General features: G+C 37.1%; 22 protein-coding genes. 11 read left to right on the forward strand and 11 right to left on the reverse strand.

Annotation, left to right across the window (positions count from 1 at the left end):
* Window positions 1-110: 110 nt before the first annotated feature.
* Window positions 111-848, reverse strand: coding sequence for a cyclase family protein (locus MKY94_RS20620; protein WP_144540879.1), 738 nt, complete (start codon window positions 846-848; stop codon window positions 111-113).
* A 394-nt stretch (window positions 849-1,242) separates the two neighbouring features.
* On the opposite strand from MKY94_RS20620, the gene MKY94_RS20625 reads away from it, so the two are divergent.
* From MKY94_RS20625 to MKY94_RS20635, 3 genes are all read left to right on the forward strand, one after another.
* Window positions 1,243-2,733 carry a BCCT family transporter gene (locus tag MKY94_RS20625; RefSeq protein ID WP_151112010.1) on the forward strand — a complete coding sequence of 497 codons (1,491 nt, stop codon included), beginning with the start codon at window positions 1,243-1,245 and terminating at the stop codon, window positions 2,731-2,733.
* Window positions 2,734-2,840: 107 nt separating this feature from the next.
* Complete coding sequence (gene corA / locus MKY94_RS20630) at window positions 2,841-3,803, forward strand: magnesium/cobalt transporter CorA (protein ID WP_144540875.1); 963 nt, start codon at window positions 2,841-2,843, stop codon at window positions 3,801-3,803.
* A gap of 20 nt (window positions 3,804-3,823) precedes the next feature.
* Complete coding sequence (locus MKY94_RS20635) at window positions 3,824-4,918, forward strand: RtcB family protein (protein ID WP_191697376.1); 1,095 nt, start codon at window positions 3,824-3,826, stop codon at window positions 4,916-4,918.
* 61 nt (window positions 4,919-4,979) lie between these two features.
* Here the strand turns inward: MKY94_RS20635 and MKY94_RS20640 are convergent, their stop codons facing one another.
* The 4 genes from MKY94_RS20640 to MKY94_RS20655 all read right to left on the reverse strand — a co-directional run bounded on the left by MKY94_RS20640 (window position 4,980) and on the right by MKY94_RS20655 (window position 8,163).
* Window positions 4,980-5,894 carry a hypothetical protein gene (locus MKY94_RS20640; RefSeq protein WP_229653988.1) on the reverse strand — a complete coding sequence of 305 codons (915 nt, stop codon included), beginning with the start codon at window positions 5,892-5,894 and terminating at the stop codon, window positions 4,980-4,982.
* 357 nt (window positions 5,895-6,251) lie between these two features.
* The gene (locus tag MKY94_RS20645; RefSeq protein ID WP_151112008.1) at window positions 6,252-6,626 is read right to left on the reverse strand and encodes a hypothetical protein; all 375 of its coding nucleotides are present in this window, start codon (window positions 6,624-6,626) and stop codon (window positions 6,252-6,254) included.
* A gap of 18 nt (window positions 6,627-6,644) precedes the next feature.
* A complete protein-coding gene (locus MKY94_RS20650) occupies window positions 6,645-7,148 on the reverse strand; it encodes an acyl-CoA thioesterase (RefSeq protein WP_144540869.1) in 504 nt (167 codons plus the stop codon).
* A 52-nt stretch (window positions 7,149-7,200) separates the two neighbouring features.
* A complete protein-coding gene (locus tag MKY94_RS20655) occupies window positions 7,201-8,163 on the reverse strand; it encodes a DUF4003 family protein (RefSeq protein ID WP_191697374.1) in 963 nt (320 codons plus the stop codon).
* Window positions 8,164-8,256: 93 nt separating this feature from the next.
* Between MKY94_RS20655 and rluF the strand changes: the two genes are divergently transcribed.
* Window positions 8,257-8,961, forward strand: coding sequence for a 23S rRNA pseudouridine(2604) synthase RluF (rluF, locus tag MKY94_RS20660; RefSeq protein WP_191697373.1), 705 nt, complete (start codon window positions 8,257-8,259; stop codon window positions 8,959-8,961).
* A 45-nt stretch (window positions 8,962-9,006) separates the two neighbouring features.
* Here rluF and murE read toward each other — a convergent pair whose 3' ends face one another.
* Both murE and MKY94_RS20670 read right to left on the reverse strand, forming a co-directional pair.
* Window positions 9,007-10,548, reverse strand: a complete 1,542-nt coding sequence (gene murE / locus MKY94_RS20665) for a UDP-N-acetylmuramyl-tripeptide synthetase (RefSeq protein ID WP_225216064.1) — start codon at window positions 10,546-10,548, stop codon at window positions 9,007-9,009.
* Between the two features lie 265 nt (window positions 10,549-10,813).
* Window positions 10,814-11,107: a DUF6509 family protein gene (locus MKY94_RS20670; RefSeq protein ID WP_154312049.1), complete on the reverse strand. Its 294-nt coding sequence runs from the start codon at window positions 11,105-11,107 to the stop codon at window positions 10,814-10,816.
* Window positions 11,108-11,203: 96 nt separating this feature from the next.
* On the opposite strand from MKY94_RS20670, the gene MKY94_RS20675 reads away from it, so the two are divergent.
* Complete coding sequence (locus tag MKY94_RS20675; RefSeq protein ID WP_144540072.1) at window positions 11,204-11,386, forward strand: hypothetical protein; 183 nt, start codon at window positions 11,204-11,206, stop codon at window positions 11,384-11,386.
* 3 nt (window positions 11,387-11,389) lie between these two features.
* On the opposite strand, the gene MKY94_RS20680 is transcribed toward MKY94_RS20675, so the two are convergent.
* The 4 genes from MKY94_RS20680 to MKY94_RS20695 all read right to left on the reverse strand — a co-directional run bounded on the left by MKY94_RS20680 (window position 11,390) and on the right by MKY94_RS20695 (window position 16,433).
* Window positions 11,390-12,409: a serine hydrolase gene (locus MKY94_RS20680; protein ID WP_340845110.1), complete on the reverse strand. Its 1,020-nt coding sequence runs from the start codon at window positions 12,407-12,409 to the stop codon at window positions 11,390-11,392.
* A gap of 23 nt (window positions 12,410-12,432) precedes the next feature.
* Complete coding sequence (locus MKY94_RS20685) at window positions 12,433-15,054, reverse strand: cation-translocating P-type ATPase (RefSeq protein WP_191697398.1); 2,622 nt, start codon at window positions 15,052-15,054, stop codon at window positions 12,433-12,435.
* A 268-nt stretch (window positions 15,055-15,322) separates the two neighbouring features.
* A complete protein-coding gene (locus MKY94_RS20690) occupies window positions 15,323-15,976 on the reverse strand; it encodes a glyoxalase (RefSeq protein WP_342577761.1) in 654 nt (217 codons plus the stop codon).
* Between the two features lie 13 nt (window positions 15,977-15,989).
* Window positions 15,990-16,433 carry an ASCH domain-containing protein gene (locus tag MKY94_RS20695; RefSeq protein WP_151111996.1) on the reverse strand — a complete coding sequence of 148 codons (444 nt, stop codon included), beginning with the start codon at window positions 16,431-16,433 and terminating at the stop codon, window positions 15,990-15,992.
* A gap of 202 nt (window positions 16,434-16,635) precedes the next feature.
* Here MKY94_RS20695 and MKY94_RS20700 point away from each other — a divergent pair, with 202 nt between their 5' ends.
* From MKY94_RS20700 to MKY94_RS20725, 6 genes are all read left to right on the forward strand, one after another.
* The gene (locus tag MKY94_RS20700; RefSeq protein WP_154312046.1) at window positions 16,636-17,808 is read left to right on the forward strand and encodes a DHHA1 domain-containing protein; all 1,173 of its coding nucleotides are present in this window, start codon (window positions 16,636-16,638) and stop codon (window positions 17,806-17,808) included.
* 63 nt (window positions 17,809-17,871) lie between these two features.
* Complete coding sequence (locus MKY94_RS20705) at window positions 17,872-18,306, forward strand: hypothetical protein (RefSeq protein WP_191697370.1); 435 nt, start codon at window positions 17,872-17,874, stop codon at window positions 18,304-18,306.
* A 153-nt stretch (window positions 18,307-18,459) separates the two neighbouring features.
* Complete coding sequence (locus tag MKY94_RS20710; RefSeq protein ID WP_144540086.1) at window positions 18,460-18,864, forward strand: winged helix DNA-binding protein; 405 nt, start codon at window positions 18,460-18,462, stop codon at window positions 18,862-18,864.
* A gap of 6 nt (window positions 18,865-18,870) precedes the next feature.
* On the forward strand, window positions 18,871-20,046 hold the full coding sequence (locus MKY94_RS20715) for an MFS transporter (RefSeq protein ID WP_342577763.1): 1,176 nt from the start codon (window positions 18,871-18,873) through the stop codon (window positions 20,044-20,046).
* A gap of 194 nt (window positions 20,047-20,240) precedes the next feature.
* On the forward strand, window positions 20,241-20,777 hold the full coding sequence (locus tag MKY94_RS20720) for a superoxide dismutase family protein (protein ID WP_144540090.1): 537 nt from the start codon (window positions 20,241-20,243) through the stop codon (window positions 20,775-20,777).
* Between the two features lie 17 nt (window positions 20,778-20,794).
* Window positions 20,795-21,877 (forward strand): CAP-associated domain-containing protein, encoded by a 1,083-nt coding sequence (locus MKY94_RS20725; protein ID WP_342577764.1) that lies wholly within the window; start codon window positions 20,795-20,797, stop codon window positions 21,875-21,877.
* The last annotated feature ends 51 nt before the right edge of the window (window positions 21,878-21,928 follow it).

Raw genomic sequence — 21,928 nt, forward strand, 5'->3', positions numbered from 1 at the left:
TCTTGCACTTATACTAATAGATGCAAGAAAGTGGCAGACAACCTAGACAAACACCTCAATGCCCAATAAAAAAGAATGCCTTTTTTTAAGACATTCTTTTTTTACTATGCTTAAGGTAATATGGCAAAGGACCTTACGGGAAATCCAGATGCTTTTTCAGGTTTTGGTACTATATTAAAAATCACTGAACCTTTGGCAGGGATCTTATCCAAGTTCGTTAACAGTTCGATTTGATATGTATCCTGTTCTAGCACGTAGTATTCTCCTAGTAATGTTCCGTTTCTTTGATAATCAATTGCCGAGTCAGTATCAAATGTTTCATGACCAATAGCTTTAATCTTTCTTTGCTCAAACAAAAATTTTAATGCTTCTATTCCCCATCCTGGAGCTCGATTATTCCCTTCCTTATCCTTATTATTAAACGCTTCTACATCTGGCCAGCGCTTGCTCCAATCTGTTCTAAGCGCTACAAACGCACCCTCTTCAATTTCCCCATGCTCTTCTTCAAACGATATAATATCTTCTTTTGTTAAAGTATAATTATTGTCCTCCGTCGCTTCCTTAGACTTATCAATTACCACTAAAGGAAGGACCAGTTCTTTTAAATCTAGTTCCTCTAAATAACGAGTGTCTCTTACAAAATGAATTGGAGCATCAATATGTGTTCCATACTGACCTGCAAATGTAAAAGCTTGGGCAAAAAAACCGTCATCATGGTTAAACAATGTTTTTATTTCTGCAGCATCAAATGCTGAAAAATGTGGGGAGTTGGGACCGAAAGTATGTGTAAGATCTACCCATTGTTTTTCTTTTAATACTTTTAAAGCCTGCAGCAGTTCTAATGACATTTGTTCATTTCTCCTTTATGTAAGATTGTTGAAACAAAACTACACCCCTATTTAAATAAGAAGAGGTTTACACATCCATGTTATAATCTCGCTTCTTCTTTAAGACCTATGACCCCTAGAATTTAGCAATATGTAGGCTTTTTATAACTATTAATATATATTGGTTAAAATTAGATTAAATTTAATCAGTTAAGCTGTCAATAAAATAGTTATTTTATTCAAATAATTTAAACTTTTTATATTTCATACAAAATAACTAGTTTAAATGTTTAATTATATTAAAAAATGGCTATAAATATAAACAATACGATGATTTTGGGTATATGGGTTGATTAAACAACTTTATCTTAGTATAGTATTACACTTAACTTAGTTGATTTTAAAAGGAGGAAACATGAAGAATATTTCAAAAGTATTTTATATTACAATAGGCCTTATCATTTTGGCCGTCGGGTATGGAGCCCTAGCTCCCGAGAGTTTTGAGGCTATTACTACTCGTGCTAAAACATTTGTTTCCACAACATTTGGTTGGTATTACATGCTACTCATGTCCGTTATGGTATTAATTAGCATCTTTTTTATCTTCAGTCCCTACGGGAAAATACGATTAGGGAAGGATACCGATCGACCAGATTTCAGTTTAATATCTTGGCTTGCCATGCTATTTTCAGCAGGTATGGGAATCGGACTTGTCTTCTACGGAGCCGCTGAACCTCTATCTCACTTCGCAACTAGTCCTGCCACTGAAGACCCTAATACGAATGCTGCATTTAAAGAAGCCTTACGACAATCCTTTTTCCATTGGGGATTCCATGTATGGGCTATGTATGGAGTAGTTGCCTTATCTCTTGCTTACTTCCAGTTCCGCAAAGGGGAACCGGGATTAATTTCATCAACGCTGAAGCCAATCTTCGGCAAAAAAATGGAAGGTCCTTGGGGCGTCCTTGTCGATGTGCTAGCTGTTTTTGCTACAGCATTTGGAGTAGCAACTTCCCTTGGCTTCGGCGCTGTTCAAATTAACGGAGGTCTTAACTATTTATTTGGTGTTGAAATGGGCATCTTCTCACAATTTGTCATTATTGCGGTTGTTACTGTCTTATTCATAGGATCTGCATGGTCTGGCCTAAGTAAGGGCATTAAATATCTTTCCAATCTTAACTTAGTCCTAGCTATTGCTCTTTTAGTTTTTGTAATTGTTTTAGGACCAACCTTACTAATCTTGAACATGTTCACGGATTCATTTGGTGGTTACTTATCAAATATCGTCCAAATGAGCTTCAGTACTGCTCCACTAGATTCTTCCAACCGAGAATGGTTAGATATGTGGACAATATTCTACTGGGCTTGGTGGATTTCGTGGGCACCATTTGTTAGTATGTTCATTGCCCGCGTTTCTAAAGGAAGAACCATTCGTGAATTTATGCTCGGAGTACTAGTCGTACCCACTCTTTTGAGCGCCATTTGGTTCTCATCTTTTGGTACAACAGCGATTGATTTACAAAAGAAAGGCCTTGCAGATTTAGCAAGTCTTCCGACAGAATTGACTATTTTTGAAATGTTTAATACAATGCCATTCTCTTTAATCATTTCTCTATTTGCAATTTTGTTAATCGCATCTTTCTTTATCACATCTGCAGACTCTGCAACATTTGTTCTCGGTATGCAGTCGACCAATGGTTCACTAACGCCACCTAATAGCGTTAAACTTACATGGGGCGTTATTCAATCGACCGTTGCACTTATTTTATTGTCGGTTAATGGACTCACCGCCTTACAAAACACTATCATTATAGCGGCTCTGCCATTTTCTTTCATAATGATACTTATGATCATATCACTATTTAAATCACTAAATGATGAAGCTAAGTTAATAAAGAAAAAATAAACAAAAAAAATGCCAGGATTATTCCTTGGCATTTTTTGTTTTAATTTATTTTTTAAGGGATATTATGAGATAATATACAAAGAACTGGTTGAAAGTGTGGTTTACTCATGATAAAGACGATAGGTAGAACAACTAGCCAAGAAATAATTATGGATTTTCCATTAGAATACATACAAACGAATCAACTAGAATGGTATTGGGTCGATATTGGCGAGCCTACCAAGGAAGAAGAGAAGCTCTTAAGTACTTTCTTCCACTTTCACCCTCTCGCTATTGAAGACTGTTTATTAATGCTTCAACGTCCAAAAATGGATCACTATGAGCAACACGAATTTTTTGTCCTTCATACCTTTAATGAGAAACTGATGGAGGCAGAGGAGTTAAATTTATTCGTTGGTAAGGACTTTGTAGTTACTTTTCATTTCCCACCGATGAGAGAGTTAAATGATGCGAGAGAGCGTATTAAGCTATATTCTAATGGTTGGGATAGAGGAACCATGCTCGTCACTTATAATATTGTGGATAAAGTGGTAGACACTTACTTTCCAATTGTTTACCATATCGAAGATTATTTGAATGAAGTAGATGATAAGTTATCAATGGATATGAATCACTTGTCTATGGATCAGGTATTTGACCTACGTAGTGACTTATTGCGTTTACGAAGAACCATCATTCCTATGCGAGATCTGCTATACCGGGTGATGTATTCAGAACGCATTAATTTAAATCAGATGGAACGGGCATATTTCGATGACATTTATGATCATCTTCTAAAACTAACAGAGATGGTAGAAGCAAATCGAGAGCTAACCGCAGATATAAGGGATAGCTATGATTCGATCAATGCTAGTCGGATGAATCGAATTATGATGATACTAACCATTGTATCTACTGTATTCATCCCTTTAACGTTTATCGTCGGAGTGTATGGCATGAACTTTTCCAATATGCCTGAATTGGAGTGGAAATATGGTTACTTTACCGTGGTTGCTTTAATGATAGTTATTGCGACTGGAATGATTGCTTGGTTCAAATACAAGGGCTGGTTTAATCTGTTTAGAAATTAAAAATTATTTGAGGTGATTGCGTGATTGAAATTAAAGGTACACATAATAATGCGGTGGTTTATACGGATACAATAGAAGACACAGCCAAATCTCAGGTAGAGCAGCTTTGTAGTCTACCCTTTCTCCAAGATACTAAGATTAGAATGATGCCCGATTTACATGCCGGAAAAGGTTGCACAGTGGGCACTACTATGACTATTACCGATAAAGTGGTTCCAAATTTTGTAGGCGTCGATTTAGGCTGTGGAATGATATGTGCAAAGCTTGATACAACGAAAGAAAAAGTGGATTTTGCAAAGCTCGATAAGACTATTAAAAAAAATGTACCGAGCGGAACTCGCATTCGACAAAAAGAGCATCGAAATACTATAGAAATTCCTTTTGAAGAGGTATCTGCTCCTATCAATGAGCAACGCGCACGGCTGAGTCTTGGTACACTTGGAGGAGGCAACCACTTTATAGAACTCAATGAAGGCGAAGACGGTAGTATCTATCTAGTGATTCACTCTGGAAGCAGAAACTTAGGAAAACAGATTGCTGAGCATTATCAACAAGTAGCATCTGATGCATTAGGTAATAGCGTATCAAGGGACCTTGCTTATGTAGAGGGAGACAATATGAAGGATTATTTATACGATCTTTCTATTGCCCAGAAGTACGCGGCTTTTAACCGCAAAACAATGGTTGACGTTATTTGTAGAGGGATGAATTGGAGTGTCCAATCCGAGTTTGACACCATTCATAACTATATTGATTTAGACAACATGATTTTGCGAAAGGGAGCAATATCTGCACAGAATGGTGAAATAGTTATTATTCCAATGAATATGCGCGATGGTTCACTTATCTGTCGTGGAAAGGGAAATCCCGAATGGAATTATTCTGGCCCCCATGGAGCAGGTCGCCTCATGAGTAGGTCTCAAGCAAGAAAACAAGTAGCTTTGGAGGACTTCCAAGCTTCTATGGAAGGAATTTGGAGCACCTCTGTCGTTTCAAGCACTGTAGACGAGTCTCCTTTTGCATATAAGGCTATGAAGGATATCCTTGCGCATATTGATGAAACCGTAGATGTATTGGAAGTTATTAAACCGATTTATAACTATAAGGCGCACTAAGAACGCCAGAGAGGTTGATCATGATAATTTCATGTTCAACCTCTCTTTTTACTTATGGCCATCAAGACTGGTTTGCTGTCCAATAATAGAACAAAGCAGTAAAGGTTAGCTTTTCTATATTTGAAAGTCCTTCTGCAAGTGAAACATGAACATTCATCCCTTGTAGCTCAAAAGCCGGGTGGGTAGCATAAGGAAACATACCAAAACGATAGGATGCTAATCTTTTGCCATTAAAGTCGTTTATATCTATATCTCCATACATACTTTTTGCTTCCATTTGATGTGTTTTTTCACGATTTGAATCAAACACAATTGCTCTGTTTTTTACTGAAAAAATTGGAAGTACTGCCGTTGAAAGATGTACTTGGTTATGATCATATACTTCTATTTGCATAAATTTGAGTTTGTTCGCAATAGTAAACTTGCTAACCAATTGACCGTCCATCGTTACAACATCATAAGTAACCGGTAATAACATTCCCTTTCGGATAAATGGAAATGCATTAAGCCTTCTTACAACTGGCTGCTCCTCCGTAGGACTGATGCTATAAAGTCTCTCACCAGTATGAGACACTAAATAGCTCCTCGGAATAATGGAGACATCACTTTGGTAGTTTAATTCCTTTAATGGAAATTCGGAAGAAAATTGTTGTGTATCTGTCTTTTGCTCTATTGGTAATTTGTTGGCTGCTTGCTGAAACATGAAGGCTACGCTAAATAATATAACTAGTGTCCACCCCATCGTTATATGTAGTTCAAAATCCTTTAATAGGGAGTCTCTAAAGATTATAACTAACGATATGTACATGACTAAACCAATTAGGCATCCCATTTTGGCATATTGGGCGGTACGTTCATATATGTGCTTCATCTTAATCACCTCTACTATTTTACGATAATCTCTAGAAATAGTTTCAAGAAAACCGCAAGCGTCCTTTAAGTTCAAAACAGTGAGGACAGACTTATTCTCTATCATTATCGTAAAAATTTTGGAGATGATGGTCTTTTACCCTCCTACCACCGCATTTAGTAGCTTCTGGTGTATCTAACTATTGTCTATTATAAAAAACCGTTCTCTTAAAAAGCTTTTCTACTTTATCCATTTTATACACATGAATCACTTTGTTGATTGTAGCGGCAGGCGGCGACTCCAGCGGGATGAGTGAGACAAATAAGACATCACAACGACGCGCAAGCGACGGTGATGGCTTATCGCTCACCCCGCGGAACGCGTCCGCCTAAAGTGGAGATCAACCATTTATTATTCAAAATGAATTTTATATTTTTCCATTCAAAAATCCCTCCAGAAAAATTATATCCTGGAGGGGTTTTACTAATGCTCTAGAGCACGTTTAAACAATTTTTTTAGGAATTGCCAGAGGACATAAAGACCGATCGCTAAAAACAATACGAGTAGTATTGTTTCTACTGCTGAAGGTAGACTAAATGGCTCTATAAAAATTTGAAGCAACACCAACAAATATACAATACCTGCAATTCCTGCAATAATAACAACTCCCATTATCGCAAGCTGTGAGTAGGAGAGCTGTTTTATCTGGTGACGATGTATGAATAATTCTAATACGATTACCAGTAGAATGACGGTAAATGTAATAGTTACCTCATGTAAGTAAATGGAATTTATTAAATAGATAGCAAGAAATAAAATCATTAGGTACTTATAATTTTCATCGACTAGCTTTAGCATACAGCCACCCACCTGCTCTTAGTATTTCATATTTAACCGTTGTCTTCGATGCTCACGTCTTGCTGGACCCGTTTCGTATAAACGTTTTTCATCTTCCGTTTCAGGATGTATGCCCGGCACCGGAACTGGTTTACCTTCTTCATCTACAGCTACCATTGTTACAAATGACTCCGTTGTCAGCTTCTCTGCACCTGTCAGGAGGTTCATGGAAGTCACTCGTACATACACCTCCATGGAAGTGCGTCCTGTCGAAGATACAATTGCATCTAGTTCAATTACATCTCCAACTTTCGCTGAAGATAAAAAGTCTACTGAGTCAATAGAAGCAGTAACTACAGCACCTTTTGCATGCTTCATAGCGGTGATTGCTGCTATTTCGTCTATAAACGCCAAAACTTTTCCACCAAATATTGTTTCATGGTGGTTAGTGTCTGGAGGTAAGATTAAATGGGTTTGAATGGTTCTTGATTGACTCATTGGATTTGTATTCACAATAATCTCTCCTTGATGATTAACTTCCATAAGATCTTAAGTATTACTTAAAATCTTATTAACTTAGTATAACATTTCTTCTTTAATTTGAGTTGGATGAAGACGCGATACTGGTAGCTGCAATGGAAGAAATCATCATTGCCTGTTGCGCTTGAATAAGCATTTCAAGAGAAGTAGCCATCGATATAGCGGCTGTTTCATACACATTCTTCGAAGATTTCAAGGACAAACCAAATGCAATAGGGAGTGCGGATTCCTTATACCAAGAGAATAGCTTCATACTAGTCAATGCTCTATAAGATTCTACAATGTCCATGAGCTCACTTTCGTTCAATTTTAATGCAGCCATAAAACCGATTATTGGATACTGTGGAGTAGAGACTTTAATCTTTACACTTTTCATTCCATCTCTAATAACTACGACCCTTGACACCGCTTCTGGATCGAAATGTAAATTCGTATATGTTAGAACCTGGGACATCCACTGCAACTCATTTCCAGGGTAGAATTTATGATTTTTTAACTCCTCATAGTATCTATTCATCGTTTCTGCGCGTACAGCAGTATCCCCTTCCAGCTTACCTAGGAACATAGCGTACGGGTAATCATCACTAGCTGTCAAAAAGCGATGATGGACTTTCATAGCTGCCATCAGATCTTTTGCTCGACTAATCTCATAATCCCATTGTTCTTTTTCATCCGACATCATTAAGGCAGCGAGATATGAGTAATTGTTCATCTTAAACGAATTTTTCTTTAGTTCCTCGACTTTTACTAGCAACAGATCTACCGCTTCCTCCGGCTCTAATCCACTAACATCCAGTGTTGCAGTAAATAGTGGCTGAAGCTGCGAACGTAAAGGAGAGAACATACTCACTCGTTTCTTAATAATTTCGGATATTTCCTTGAACCTTTTCTTATCGATTTCCTTATCCAATGCCGCGTAATATCCTGCAAGGGACAATATTATTCTTTTGTCTATACTCCACCCCAAAAGCTCTTTCAGTTCATTATAAGTTGCCTCTATTTTTTGTACATCTAACAATTTCCTCACTCCTTTACTTTTTTACTGTTTAATATCCATAAAGGTTTCACTAATTTGTTATACTATTACCACTAAGAAAAGTAGGTGTTGAATATGCGTATTAATAAATACTTAAGTGAGTCTGGGATAGTATCAAGACGTGGAGCGGATAAGTGGATTGCAGATGGCAAAGTAACTATTAACGGGAAATTGGCCGAACTCGGTAGCCAAGTGGAGGACGGTGATGATGTCCGAGTCGACGGTAAGCCGGTGGTTGTCGAACAGCCTCTAGTATATCTCGTTTTAAATAAACCCGTTGGAATCACAAGTACAACGGAACGCCACATAAAAGGAAATATTGTAGACTTTGTTAACCACCCTCTTCGCATCTTTCATATTGGACGTTTAGATAAGGATTCAGATGGTCTGATTTTGTTAACAAACGATGGAGATATAGTAAATGAAATATTACGTTCAGAAAACAAACATGAAAAAGAGTATATCGTTACAGTTAACGAAAAAATTACTGATACATTCATTGAAAAAATGGCTTCAGGAGTAAATATTCTTGGGACTAAAACATTGCCGTGTAAAGTTAGAAAGATGGGTCCTAACACATTTAATATTATATTGACTCAAGGTTTGAATCGGCAGATTAGAAGAATGTGCTCTGCACTAGGATTTACCGTAAAGAGACTTCAACGTGTGCGTATAATGAATATCTCGATTGAAGGACTTACTATTGGAGAATGGCGTGAACTGACAGAGCAGGAACGAAAAAAATTATTTGCCCAATTAAATTACGCCCCAAAACGATAGTATTAGAAAAGCAGTCCTACATTTAATGTATGGACTGCTTTTAAATTAGGAATTACCAGCTACACGTTTTTCTAATGGCTGATATAATTTCTTTTTATCTACATCTGGTAGGATGGTTTCTAACTGTTCCAGTGCAATTTTTGCACCGTAGTCCATTCCCTGACAGCCACCTAAAAGTACTAAATCTCCTTCGGAAACTTCTCTTAGACTAGAACTGATGGCTTCTGGAAGTTCCTCATATAGACGAACAGTAATACCTGCTTCATCCATTACTTCTTTGAATACGGCAAGCTCTTGGTCGGAAACAACATCCTTTTGAGTAACATGGGAACGACTTAAAGTAGCAATTACCTCATCAATACCTAATCTTGGTGCCCACTTGGCAATTGCCTCCGCATTTTCTCTATTAACAATTACTCCTCTGTCCCCACGAATAGCATAGACGAGGGAAATACGATTAAAATCCATTTTTTCTAACGTGCCAAGTGTTATATCTATATTTCCGCTGTTTGCAAAGTGATCATCGATTATTTTAAAATCGTCTTCAAAAATGATTTCAAAACGTCTCTCCACCCCTACAAACTCAAATAAGCTCTTTTGAATCGTCTTAACAGGAACTCCACATAACAATCCTGCAACAATACTTACCATTGAGTTATAAACAGAATGATATCCAGGTGTAGAAAGTTCAATAGAGAATTGTTGACGAGGAATTACAACATCTTCTGCCACTAAATCTCTTTGAATCTCTACCGTAAATTTCGCTCGTCCAGTTGATAAGTCTAAATCCTTACATATTACATCTGCTGACTGTTCTTCTATTCCAATTGTAATAACTGAAGCTTTCGTTTTATTTACTAGTGAGGCTGAATACGCATCATCTAAATTTAAAATTGCTATTTTGTCTGCACCAGCGTTACGTATTAAACTTGATTTGTGCTCAAAATACTTTTCAAAGGATGAATGTAAATCAATATGCTCTCTACTTATATTATTTAACGTCACTATGTCAAAATCGACACAGCCTACACGATTTAACTCCAATGCAGAGGACGAAACCTCCATTGTAGCGTGAGTTACACCTTCGTCTACCATCTTAGCGTAAAATCTCTGTAAATCGAGAGATTCTGGTGTGGTTAGTTCTGAAGGCTCTGCATAATCACCAATTTTAACTACTACAGTTCCCATTAAACCTGTTTTAAGACCATGATTCTCTAAAATAGCATTAGTCATAAAGGAAGTAGATGTCTTTCCATTAGTAGCGGTAATACCTATTGTTTTAAGCTTACGTGTTGGATGACCGTAGTAAGCAGATGCAAGTGCAGCTAAAGCTTTACGTGCATCCTCCACTTTGTATTGTGGTACTTCTAAAGCGTCTATAAAATCCTCTACTACGAGTGCCACCGCACCATTTTCTACAGCTTGTCCAGCAAATTTATGGCCGTCCGCCTTAAAGCCTTTTATACAAACGAATACTTGTCCTTCCTCCACCTTACGTGAATTATAAGCAAGTCCTGTAATATTAATATTTTTAGCATTTTTGACGTCAATTATAGATAGTTGATTCATCAAATTTGTTAGTTCCATCAAAATAGCCACCTTTTATTTGTAAAATCTTCTCTGTCAATTTTACATCAATTCAAATAAGAAGGAAACTAAAAGGGAAACCAAGATTCCGGAAAAGGCGTTACCAAAATAGTCCTTCAATTGAATCAATTTCATAATTGGTGTTTATACGGACAAATAAAACTGTCACCCGCATGCTATTACAATTGGGAAAGTGCCATTTACGAAATTACTTCAACTATAAAAATAAAAAGGTCGTAAGATTTTCTTCTTACGACCTCACTTTTTATTCTACTTCGCTATAATGTTCTACACAAAAAGCAAGCACAACTGACTCTTCACTTTCCTCTAAACCGTAATCTAATACTTTTCCATCTTTACGATCAAGGAAATGATATTGTACAATCTTTGACTCCGTATCTAAAACAGCTAAAATAACTCGTAAGTCTAATGAGCTTGCCTCTTCAAATAATTCGTCGTCCTCCGGAACCTCAAAGCCTAGTAAAAATTCATATCGGTCACCTGCAATAATTCCTGTTGGATCCTTTATCTTTTCAACCTCATAAGATGTTATATTCAAAAAGTCCACCTCCGTCTATAGTTTATCATTTTTACAGAGCATTTTCTTATTTAGTTAGCTATAATAGAGAGATTAAAATAGAGAAGGAGAATCACCATGCTTAATCCAGAAAAAATAATTTATATTCTTGTTCCCGTCTTTCTTCTCCTATTGGTGTTTGGGGATGGACTTAATAATATCGTCTATTCTATCTTATCTTTTCTTTTAGGAATATCGATGCTCTATCTAGCATTTACGCTGTTACGTAAACAACGTGAGGAGCGAAAGAATCGTAAATAAGGATTAAAGCTCTTGTGTTTGCTCAATCACTTTCAGCATAGCAAAAGCACCCTTAGACTTATTGGAGCAGACTGCAAGTTTAATTTGTTGAGCTGGATAGTAGGCTGAATGAAAGCTAACACCAGGGTCATATCCCATCACATGATACTTTTTAATATTGTTCCCACTTTTCTTTATCCATACTCCGTATCCGTAGTAATCATCATCTTGTTCCTGTACATGTGGATAAAGCAAGGCAGATGTGGTTTTCTCACTTAAAAATGTATTATCTAAAAGGGCCTCCCAGAAAAGAACCATATCCGCTGCTGTGATAAATGCTCCGCCATCTGCGCCCCCTTGGACAGGTATAGAATATATATTCGTTTTCCATGTCCCATCTGCTTTGTCTATATAGCCTAAGGCTGTATTTTTAGGTAGTGCATCCATTGCAAAATAACCTGAGCTTTTCATTCCTGCTTTTTCAAATATATTTTTTTCTATATATTGTTGAAAGGACAATCCTGAAGCCTGTTCTATTATTAATCCAAGTAAAATATATCCTGCGTTATTGTAATGAAATCTTTCTCCTGGGTTGAATTTCATCTTCCCTTCCTGAAAAAATGGTAAGAAATCCTCCAGCTTACGCATATGATACATCGGCTTATCTATCCATAGTTCCTCAAAGTCTTCCATAATTTCTTCATCAAAATAGTCTGGTATTCCAGAAGTATGTGTTAGCAGATGATGAATAGTTATTGATTCATCAAAATAAGGGAAATTATAAGACAAGCAATCCTTTAACTTTTGGTCAAAATACAATTTCCCTGCCTCTACTAACTGACTAACAGCTACTGCAGTAAAAATCTTACAGCCTGAAGCAATACCATATCTAGTGTCTGCTATGTTAGACAATTCCTCCGAACGATTGGCATAACCAAAACTACATTCTGCTAGTGTAGACTTCCCTTGTTTTACGAAAATACTCCCTGAAAACTGAGACTCTCTTTGAGCTAAGATAATTTGTTGATCTATTGAGTTCTTCATTTTATTTCCCCCATATGAATCTTCTATTTTTTAACAATCTTCACTACTTCATTTAAGACTAAAGGAAGTAGGCTTAGTCCAATAACAATTAACCAATCTCTAGCTTGTAACGACTGTACACTAAATAATTCAGAGATAGGCCCAACAGAAACAATGACCACCTGCAGTGCCACACCTAACAGTGTGGAATAGACTAACAGTTTGTTTTTAAATAATCCTGCTTTAAAAACGGATTGGTTCATAGAACGAAAGTTAAAAGAATGAATAAGCTGAGAAAAGCTTAAAGTGATAAATGCCATGGTTTGAGCATGTGTAAGCAATTCCTCCGAGACATTACTTGTGACTCCTTTTAGACCAATTAAGAAGGCTGCTAAAGTAATAATACCTATTAAAAGTCCGTTCAATAATAAGAACGGAAGCATCCCGTGAAATAATTGTTCCTTTTTAGGTCTTGGCTTTTCCTTCATCACTCCTGGTTCCTCAGGATCCATACCAAGAGCTAGAGCTGGGAAAGTATCCGTTACTAAGTTTACCCATAAAATATGGATAGAACGTAGTGGTGTCGGCCAGCCGGCAATAATTGCAAAAAACAATGCAATAATTTCCCCTAAATTACAGGACAATAAGAAAATAATGGACTTTTTAATATTTTTATAAATATTTCGTCCTTCTTCAACTGCCTTAACAATGGAGGCAAAATTGTCGTCCGTTAGTACCATGTCTGAGGCACCTTTTGCAACATCCGTTCCAGTAATCCCCATAGCCACTCCTATATCGGCCTCTTTTAAGGATGGTGCATCATTCACTCCATCACCCGTCATCGAAACAGTGTTACCTGCTGCCTTCATCCCTTGCACAATTTTAACCTTATGTTCTGGAGAAACTCGTGCAAATACATTAATCTTCTTACATGTCTCTATTAGTTTTTCTTGCTCTAAGGAGTCTAACTCTATTCCTTCCATGACCTCAGAATCTGATGAAGCTATTCCAAGATCCTTTGCAATAGCAAATGCTGTGTCTTTATGATCTCCCGTAATCATTACTGTGCGAATACCTGCACTTTTACAAAGAGCAATTGAGTCCTTTACCTCTAACCTTGGAGGATCAATCATACCTACGAACCCTACGAAAATCAGGTCCTTTTCTGCCTGTTCAACAGCTACATCATTTTCCAACTTGTATGCTGCTGCCAGCACTCGAAGTGCTGAGCTAGACATAGAATGGGAGGCATTTAAAATACATTCTTTATCCGCCTCTGTTAATGTTTTAACTTCTCCATTCATCCAGATTCTATTACAACGACCAAGTAAGCGATCAATTGCCCCTTTTGTCATATAATAGTAGCCATCTTCAGATTTATGGATCGTTGTCATTAGCTTGCGTTCAGAATCAAATGGAATTTCCGCAACTCTTTGAAGCTCAGCCTCTAACAGTGTTTTTTCTAATCCATGATTTACTCCTGCTACAATTAACGCAATTTCTGTTGGATCTCCTGTTTCTGCATCCTTTGTATAAGTAGCATCATTACATAAAACAAAAATTTTCATTAAATGCTCATGTCCAGCACCAGCTCGCCCTAAATCTGCTATCTCTTGAATCTCTCCATTCAAGAAAAATTTAGTTACAGTCATTTTGTTTTGTGTAAGCGTACCTGTTTTGTCAGAACAAATAACGTTAACAGACCCCAAGGCCTCAACGGCTGGGAGTTTACGAATGATTACATTTTGTTTAATCATTCTTTGCACGCCAATTGCCAACACAATTGAAACAATTGCAGGCATCCCCTCTGGAATTGCTGCAACTGCAAGACTGATTGCGATCATGAACATTTCTAGTAAATCTCTTCCTTGAATCATGCCGATTAAAAAGATAAGTAAGGAAATACCTATTGCAGCAAAACCTAGATACTTACCTACCTGTGCTAAGCTTTTTTGTAATGGAGTCTGTTCATCGACTGTATGTAACATCCCTGCTATTTTACCAATTTGTGTATTCATACCTGTTCCTACTACCACACCTGTTCCCCTACCTGCAGTGACAAGTGTAGACATGAATAACATATTTTTTTGGTCTCCCAGCGGAATAGTCTTTTCCTCCACATTAAGTGTTGTATATGCATCTTTTTCCACTGGAACAGATTCTCCAGTTAATGCCGCTTCCTCTACCTTAAGATTAGCGGATTCAATTAATCGGATATCACACGGTATATACGATCCTGCTCCTACCACCACTATATCCCCAGAGACTACTTCAATGGAGTCAATCTCTTTAGTTTGACCATCTCTTTTCACTACCGCTCTCGGAGTGGACATATTTTTTAGCGCTTCCAATGCTTCCTCTGCTTTTGACTCTTGTATGACTCCAACAATGGCATTGATAATAACTACTATCCCAATAATAATGGCGTCAGTTATTTCTCCTACAAAAGCAGATACAAATGCAGCAATAATAAGAACATAAATAAGCACATTATTAATTTGGGCAAAAATTCTTTCTGGCCATGACTTCCTTTTAACAGTTGCCAATCGATTTGGACCATTTTTTTCTAACCTTTGCCTGGCTTCCTCGGTTGTTAGTCCACCTTGTACATTCACTTGCAACTCTTTTGCTATCTCTTCAGAAGATTTTTTATACCACATGGATATTCTCTCCTCCTCTTTAAGGATATCTTACCTTAATAAATACATTATAATGTAAAAAATAATAGTTATAGCAGAATTTTTAGAATGCTTTAGAATTTTAAATGTTTTATTTGTGACAATAGAATATAAAGAGGAGTAATTGCAGGGTCTAAATAAAGAACTCATAGATCTTTTGATGAAGAAATATTAAATCTATTTTCCTCTAAAACGACCCTTGAATATAGTAAGAAAAAGCGACTGTAACACACAGAAGTGTTATCAGTCGCTTATATTATTCCTCCGATAATTCTCCAGTTTCTAGGACAGTAATGCTTTTGCCATTAGTTAGCTGGATGCTTATTGGGGATGTAACGCTCATTCTTTTAGAGAAATACCATTTGCGCTTTGGGGGAACTAATAATATAAATGTATCCTTTCTGCCTAAGAAATTCAGTTCCTCCGGCTCAATGCTGACATGGCCGGATACAGAAATACCTAACGCTTGAAGCTGTTCGCCGACCTCTTTTACAAAAGGTGTCGTTATACTTACTTCACTTACATTTAGTAAAGATTCAATGGTGAAATCACTCCATTTATCCACATGTCTTCTAGCGATAAACTCAATCACATTCCCTGCCGGGTCCTCAAAGTAAAATGCGTCTGCATCAAACCGAGCATAATAAATGTCTTCCAACCCATCCTCTCTATTTAGCAATACTCTTTCTTTTGCCCATAGCTTAGCAAGTGTGTATTGGTTGCCTGGAATGTTAATGGCAAAATGATATAGCGAAGCGTGTTCTGATTCTTTAAAAACAAGCTTAGACTCACCAATATCCATTTGAAAATAATGGTCTCCTGCTTCGGTAATTTGGAACTCTAATACATTTTCGTAAAAGCCGCGCAGTTCCTGTAACCTGTTTGTATACATTGTTACTATTTTAAACATCCTCGCACCCCTCTTATTTAACGTCTACTAATTCAAAGCGCTCACAAACTAACAATAGATCTTCTTCAAACTTTAAGCCTATTTTGTTTAATTCATCAGTAAAAAAATTTATGTGCGTTTTTTTCCAATAATCATAACTTCTGTCACCTTCACCCTCTGCGTAGGCAAACTCCTTTGAAACCTTATTCATCGGTTCAATACTGACATCAGAAGTTCTTATAATACACACCGGTTCATCCCTTGCATTTAAGATAATACTATAATCACCGACCTTTGGAAGTGGCTCCTTTTCAATCTCATATAGTATATGTGCCGAACAGGTAGCAGATTTCACTTTGTCTACTACAAGTCTTGCTAATGTATCAGCATCATCTCCAAATTGCCAAGCAGATACTTCTGGCTCTTCCTCATTGTCTTTCCAAAAAAAGTTCCAATATTCTCTTGATGCTATATTCATTTTTGCATACCTCTTTTATTTAATATTTCGTTAATTTTAGTATAGGGAAGGATTTTTAAAATTACTATTGATATTTTTGCCCGTTCTCTTTAAAATACATAAATTAACCATTTGAATATGAAAAATGAAGGATTTTAAAAGAAGCGGGATATATACAGTATTAGAGGAAGAACTATCCTCATAAAACAAGGGAGCTAATGAAATGACTAAAAAATTATATTACGAAGATCCTTATCTAACTACCTTTACTGCCAATATCGTAAAACAAGAACCGGAATATGTGGTTATTTCAGAAACAGCTTTCTATCCTACAGGTGGTGGGCAGCCATGTGATTTAGGTAGATTAAACGGTATTTCAGTGATCAATGTAGAAGTGGTAAATGATGAAATCAGACATTTTCTTGCCGAACCGCTAGATCCGGATATTACAAAAATTGAAGGAAAGATTGAATGGTCAAGACGTTTCGACCATATGCAGCAGCATGCTGGTCAACACATATTATCTGCAGCGTTCGCCGAGCTTTTCCAGCTGCAAACAGTAAGCTTCCACCTAGGCAAAGAAAGTGTCACTATAGATTTAGATGTACCCGAGATTTCTGCTGAGCAATTACAAGAAGTAGAGGATTTAGCCAATCAAATTATCCTAGAAAACCGTCCTATTGAGACAAAGTGGGTTACGGAGGAGGAGCTAGCTCAATATAATTTACGTAAGGCGACAAGTGTAAAGGAAGATATTCGATTAGTCATTATCCCTGATTATGATTACAATGCTTGCGGGGGGATCCATCCCTCTACTACCGGACAAGTGAGCTCGATCAAAATTCTACAAACTGAGAAACAAAAGCGCCAAGTTCGTGTAGAATTTGTTTGTGGACAAAGGGTTATAACTCAGTTTCATCGTAAGCATTCCATCCTGCTCAATCTGATTAGCACTCTTAGCACACCTGAGGAAAAACTGGAGGACGCAGCAAATAGCATCCTATTCACAAATAAATCACTAGAAAAACAAATAACTGAATTAAACAACAAAATCCTTCAATATGAAGCGAAAGATTTATTAAATGAGTCTAATAATGAAGTTATAGGTGTCACCTTTGAAAATAGAACTATCCAGGATCTTCAAAAGCTAGCTCGCTTCCTCGTGGAGGAGTCACCTAACACATTGTGTATTTTTGTATCACATAATGATGAAAAGCTTCAAGTTGTGGTGGCCAAGGGGAAAAACAGAGAAGAAAATATGAAATTATGGATTCAGCAAATAATACTTCCTATAAACGGCAAAGGTGGTGGCAACGAAATGATTGCTCAGGGAGGTGGAGAGGCATTACTTTCTAGTGCCGACCTTTTAAACAACGCTTTAACCCATGTTAGGTAATACCGTGCCAATTAACTCCTTCCTACATATACTAATTTGACTAAGTAGAAGGAGGGCTTTAATTTGACAAATCAATTTAATTTTCCAGGTGGATTTCCGGGAGGACCCGGAGGACCACCTGGCGGGCAGGGCATTCCAGGCTTCCCTGGGATACCTGGGATGCCTGGGATGCCAGGTTTCCCTAATAGACCTCCTGGCGGTCAAGGGAGCCCCGGTAGACCTCCTGGGCAAAATACTCAAGGAGGTGCTCCAACTAGCCCTCCTCCCTCGTTTGTTCCCCAACAAAGACAGGATGTAGGCGTTTTTGCAGTTGACCCTGGTGCTATAAGAAGCTGCCTATTTCGCAACACGTATATTTGGTTGAACAACGGTAGAAGCTTTTGGATTTTCCCAACGTATGTGGGAAGAAACTCTGTATCTGGTTTCCGCTGGAACGGTTTTCGCTGGACCTTCTACGGAACTGATCTTGGAAGAATTACATCCTTTCAATGTTTTTAAAAGAAGCCGAGTTTTCTCGGCTTTTTCTAATGCTATTAAGTGTATAGGTTAAAATAATGTCATTTTCTTCTAATTCACTTTACAAATTTTGTCCTACGAATTAAAATAGAAACTTAGCTAGTTAAATATATTTCCAGATAAGGAGTCATTAAGATGACAAATCCACTTATTCATGAGCTTTTTCAAAAGACTCGTTTTTTATCCTATGAAAGTAACAAAACGCTAAAGGATTATAGTCTTTATTCCTCCCAATGGTCGGTCTTAAACTGTGTTTATAAACATACTGAGATGACATTGACTCAAATTTGGAAGTATTTAAATGTAGAAGCACCTACTATTACCCGCACAGTCAATCGATTAGCCACTTTAGGCTGGTTAGACATAAAGACTGGAAAAGATCGTCGCGAAAAAATAGTTAGGCTCTCAACTAAAGCTCTACAGGAATTCCCTAATATCGAAAGCTCCATGAATGCTTTTGAAAACGAAATGCTTTCTGCCCTTTCTAAAGAAGAGCAAGAGCTTTTTATGGGATTGCTAAAAAAAATTAACAAGGAGTAATGTTTTTTGAGTAACAAGGAACCAATATGGACCAAACCTTTTATCAGTTTGTTCAGTACAAACTTCTCCATATTTATCATTTTCTATGGCTTAGTAACCGTCCTTCCTCTTTACGCTACAGATGTATTAGAGCGTTCGGATGAAGAGGCTGGCTTACTAATGACCATCTTTTTATTATCTGCAATCATTATGCGTCCATTTACCGGTAAGCTTTTAGATATAGCTGGCAAGAGAAAAATGCTCTGGATTAGCTTAATTTTATACTTGATATGTACAGTGTTGTATTACTTCATAGAGCCCTTTACTATCTTACTTGCTTTACGATTTGTACAAGGTATCTGGTTTAGTATCGCCACAACTGCAAGTGGCTCTCTGGCAGCAGATAATATTCCACCATCTAGACGCGGTGCAGGTTTAGGGTACTTTACTATGTCTACTAACTTAGCGGTAGTAGTTGGCCCTTTCATAGCACTAACGATTGTACAATATTTCTCCTATGATATATTCTTTATTGCTATGAGTGTACTTCTACTGATTGGTGCTTTATCAGCATTATCTATTCCAGCAGAAAAACAGCCAGCAGTACCACCTGTAAAAACAAGAATGACACTAAATGATTTATTTGAGAAAAGATCTTTACCAATAGCATTAATCGGTAGCTTGATTGCTTTTTCATATGCAAGTATTCTTTCTTATTTATCTATTTACTCACAGCAAAAAGGTGTACTGCATCTAACAAGTAGCTTCTTTGCCGTATTTGCTATCGTGATGCTTGTTACTCGACCGTTCACCGGAAGAATTTTTGACGAAAAAGGGCCTAGATACATAATAATACCTGGATTAATATCCTTTATGTTTGGACTAATTTTATTGGCATATATGGATAGCCCTTTTACATTTTTATTATCTGGTGCTTTTATTGGTCTAGGATACGGAGCAGTTGTGCCTAGCTTCCAAACGCTAGCTATTCAATCTACTACTCATGAACGGAGCGGATATGCAACTGCTACCTTCTTTACATTGTTTGATACAGGCATCGCTATAGGGTCTTTTGTTCTCGGCATTGTCGCATCTAAGCTGGGTTACCAAGGTCTCTATCTATTATCTAGCGGTATTGTTATTTTGACATTGATTGTATTCTTAATTCGAATGAAACAATTGAGAGCTAACCTTTATAAATAAAATTGTTTTACTTCATTTGGACATGCATTCCTTTACTATATAACTATACTAATAATCGAATCTAATATTCTAAATACAAAGCACAATGCAGAATAAACAACTGCATTGTGCTTTTAATTTAAATAGATGTATATAAACCCTATATTTGGTAAGACTTATGTGGAATTATAATTATAAAATTAGGAGGGGCATAAGTGTATAAACATATTGTAGGCACTATAGTACTAACTAGTGTTTTATTAGCTGGATGTAGCTTTTCTTCAGTTGATGCCAACTTAAGTGAAAAGGTTGATGTTTCATTGATTAATACAGAAGGTAAACAAGTAGGAACTGCCACCCTTTCAGAAACCTCCAAGGGTACCCATATCTTGTTAAAAGCAGAGGGGCTTACTCCTGGAGTAAAGGCCATCCATTTTCATGAGACAGCCAGTTGTGAGAAACCAACATTTGAATCAGCGGGAAGCCATTTTAACCCCACTGAAAAAGAACATGGTTTTCAAAATCCAAAAGGATACCATGCAGGGGATTTACCAAATATTGAGGTAGATAAGGATGGAACTATAGAATTAGAAACAATCTCACCTGCAGTAGTATTAACGCAAGGGAAAAGTAATTCTTTGTTAGACGCTGATGGTAGTGCTATTGTTATTCATGAAAGTGCTGATGATTATAAAACCGACCCTGCAGGGAATTCTGGCAAAAGAATCGTATGTGGAGAAATTAAGAAATAAGTTGGAGTGTGAAACGCGTGAGAAAAGTAGGCTGGTTTCTTCTTTTGTTAGTAGCCATTTTCTTCTCAAGACCGTTGTGGGAAGAATATACAACTGAATATGTTGATCTCTCTTTTCTTCAGCCTGTAGATGAATGGATAGATTCTATGGAGGTTGGTCAGTATCTTAATGAGGCAAAGGCATACTGGCAAGAGATGAAATCTAATCCTACATCATCACCAACTGAAACAAACATCCCTCTTTCTGATACAGGCATTGAGCTAGATAAGATTAAGATGGGTATGAAAAAAAGTGAGATTGAAACGATATACGGTAAGGCTCAAAGAGTTAGCTTAAACGAATATGGCTTAGTTTGGCATACTCATCATGAAAACTACCAAAACTTTATGATGATCTCTTATGACTCACAAAATAAAGTAAATGCCATGTTCACCAATCAACCTTCTAACTCTATGTTTTTAGGATTGACTATGGATAGCAACAGAGATCAAGTTGTTGCAGCTTTAGGTGAGCCTATTAAACGTTTGAAAAAAGGTAACATTGTCTACCTCCTGCCAGACTCTGGTGAGCATGATTTGTTTTTGATAAATAACAGCTATATTACATTTTTTTATGATATACATGAGAGCAGTACGATTACAGCGATTCAAATTGTAGAAGAATCTGTAGAAAAAAACCATAAAGCAACCTTTGGCGAACCTTCTGAGGAACTCAAAAAAGGATTTGAATATCAGCTTTTCGATTTAACAAATGCAGCACGTGCCATTCGAGGTTTACCTATCCTTACATACGATGAACCAGTAAGTGATACGGCACGAAAGCATAGTGAAGATATGGCTATTCATAATTATTTTAGTCATGATAACTTACAGGGTCTGACCCCCTTTGAACGAATGGAGCAGGATGGTCTTAGCTTTACCTATGCTGGTGAGAATTTAGCATATGGACAAAGCAGCAGCATCTTTGCACATGAGGGACTAATGAACTCACTTGGTCATCGCAAAAATATTTTAAGCCCGAACTATAGGAACCTAGGAGTAGGTACTGCATTTAATGATACAGCTACTCCCTACTACACGGAAAACTTTTTTACAAAATAAAAAGCAATGAAAGAGGATCTCGACTAATTTCGAGATCCTCTTCTTTTAATA

Origin of the sequence: Psychrobacillus sp. FSL K6-2843, from assembly GCF_038626375.1 — a bacterium.
GTDB lineage: Bacteria > Bacillota > Bacilli > Bacillales_A > Planococcaceae > Psychrobacillus > Psychrobacillus faecigallinarum.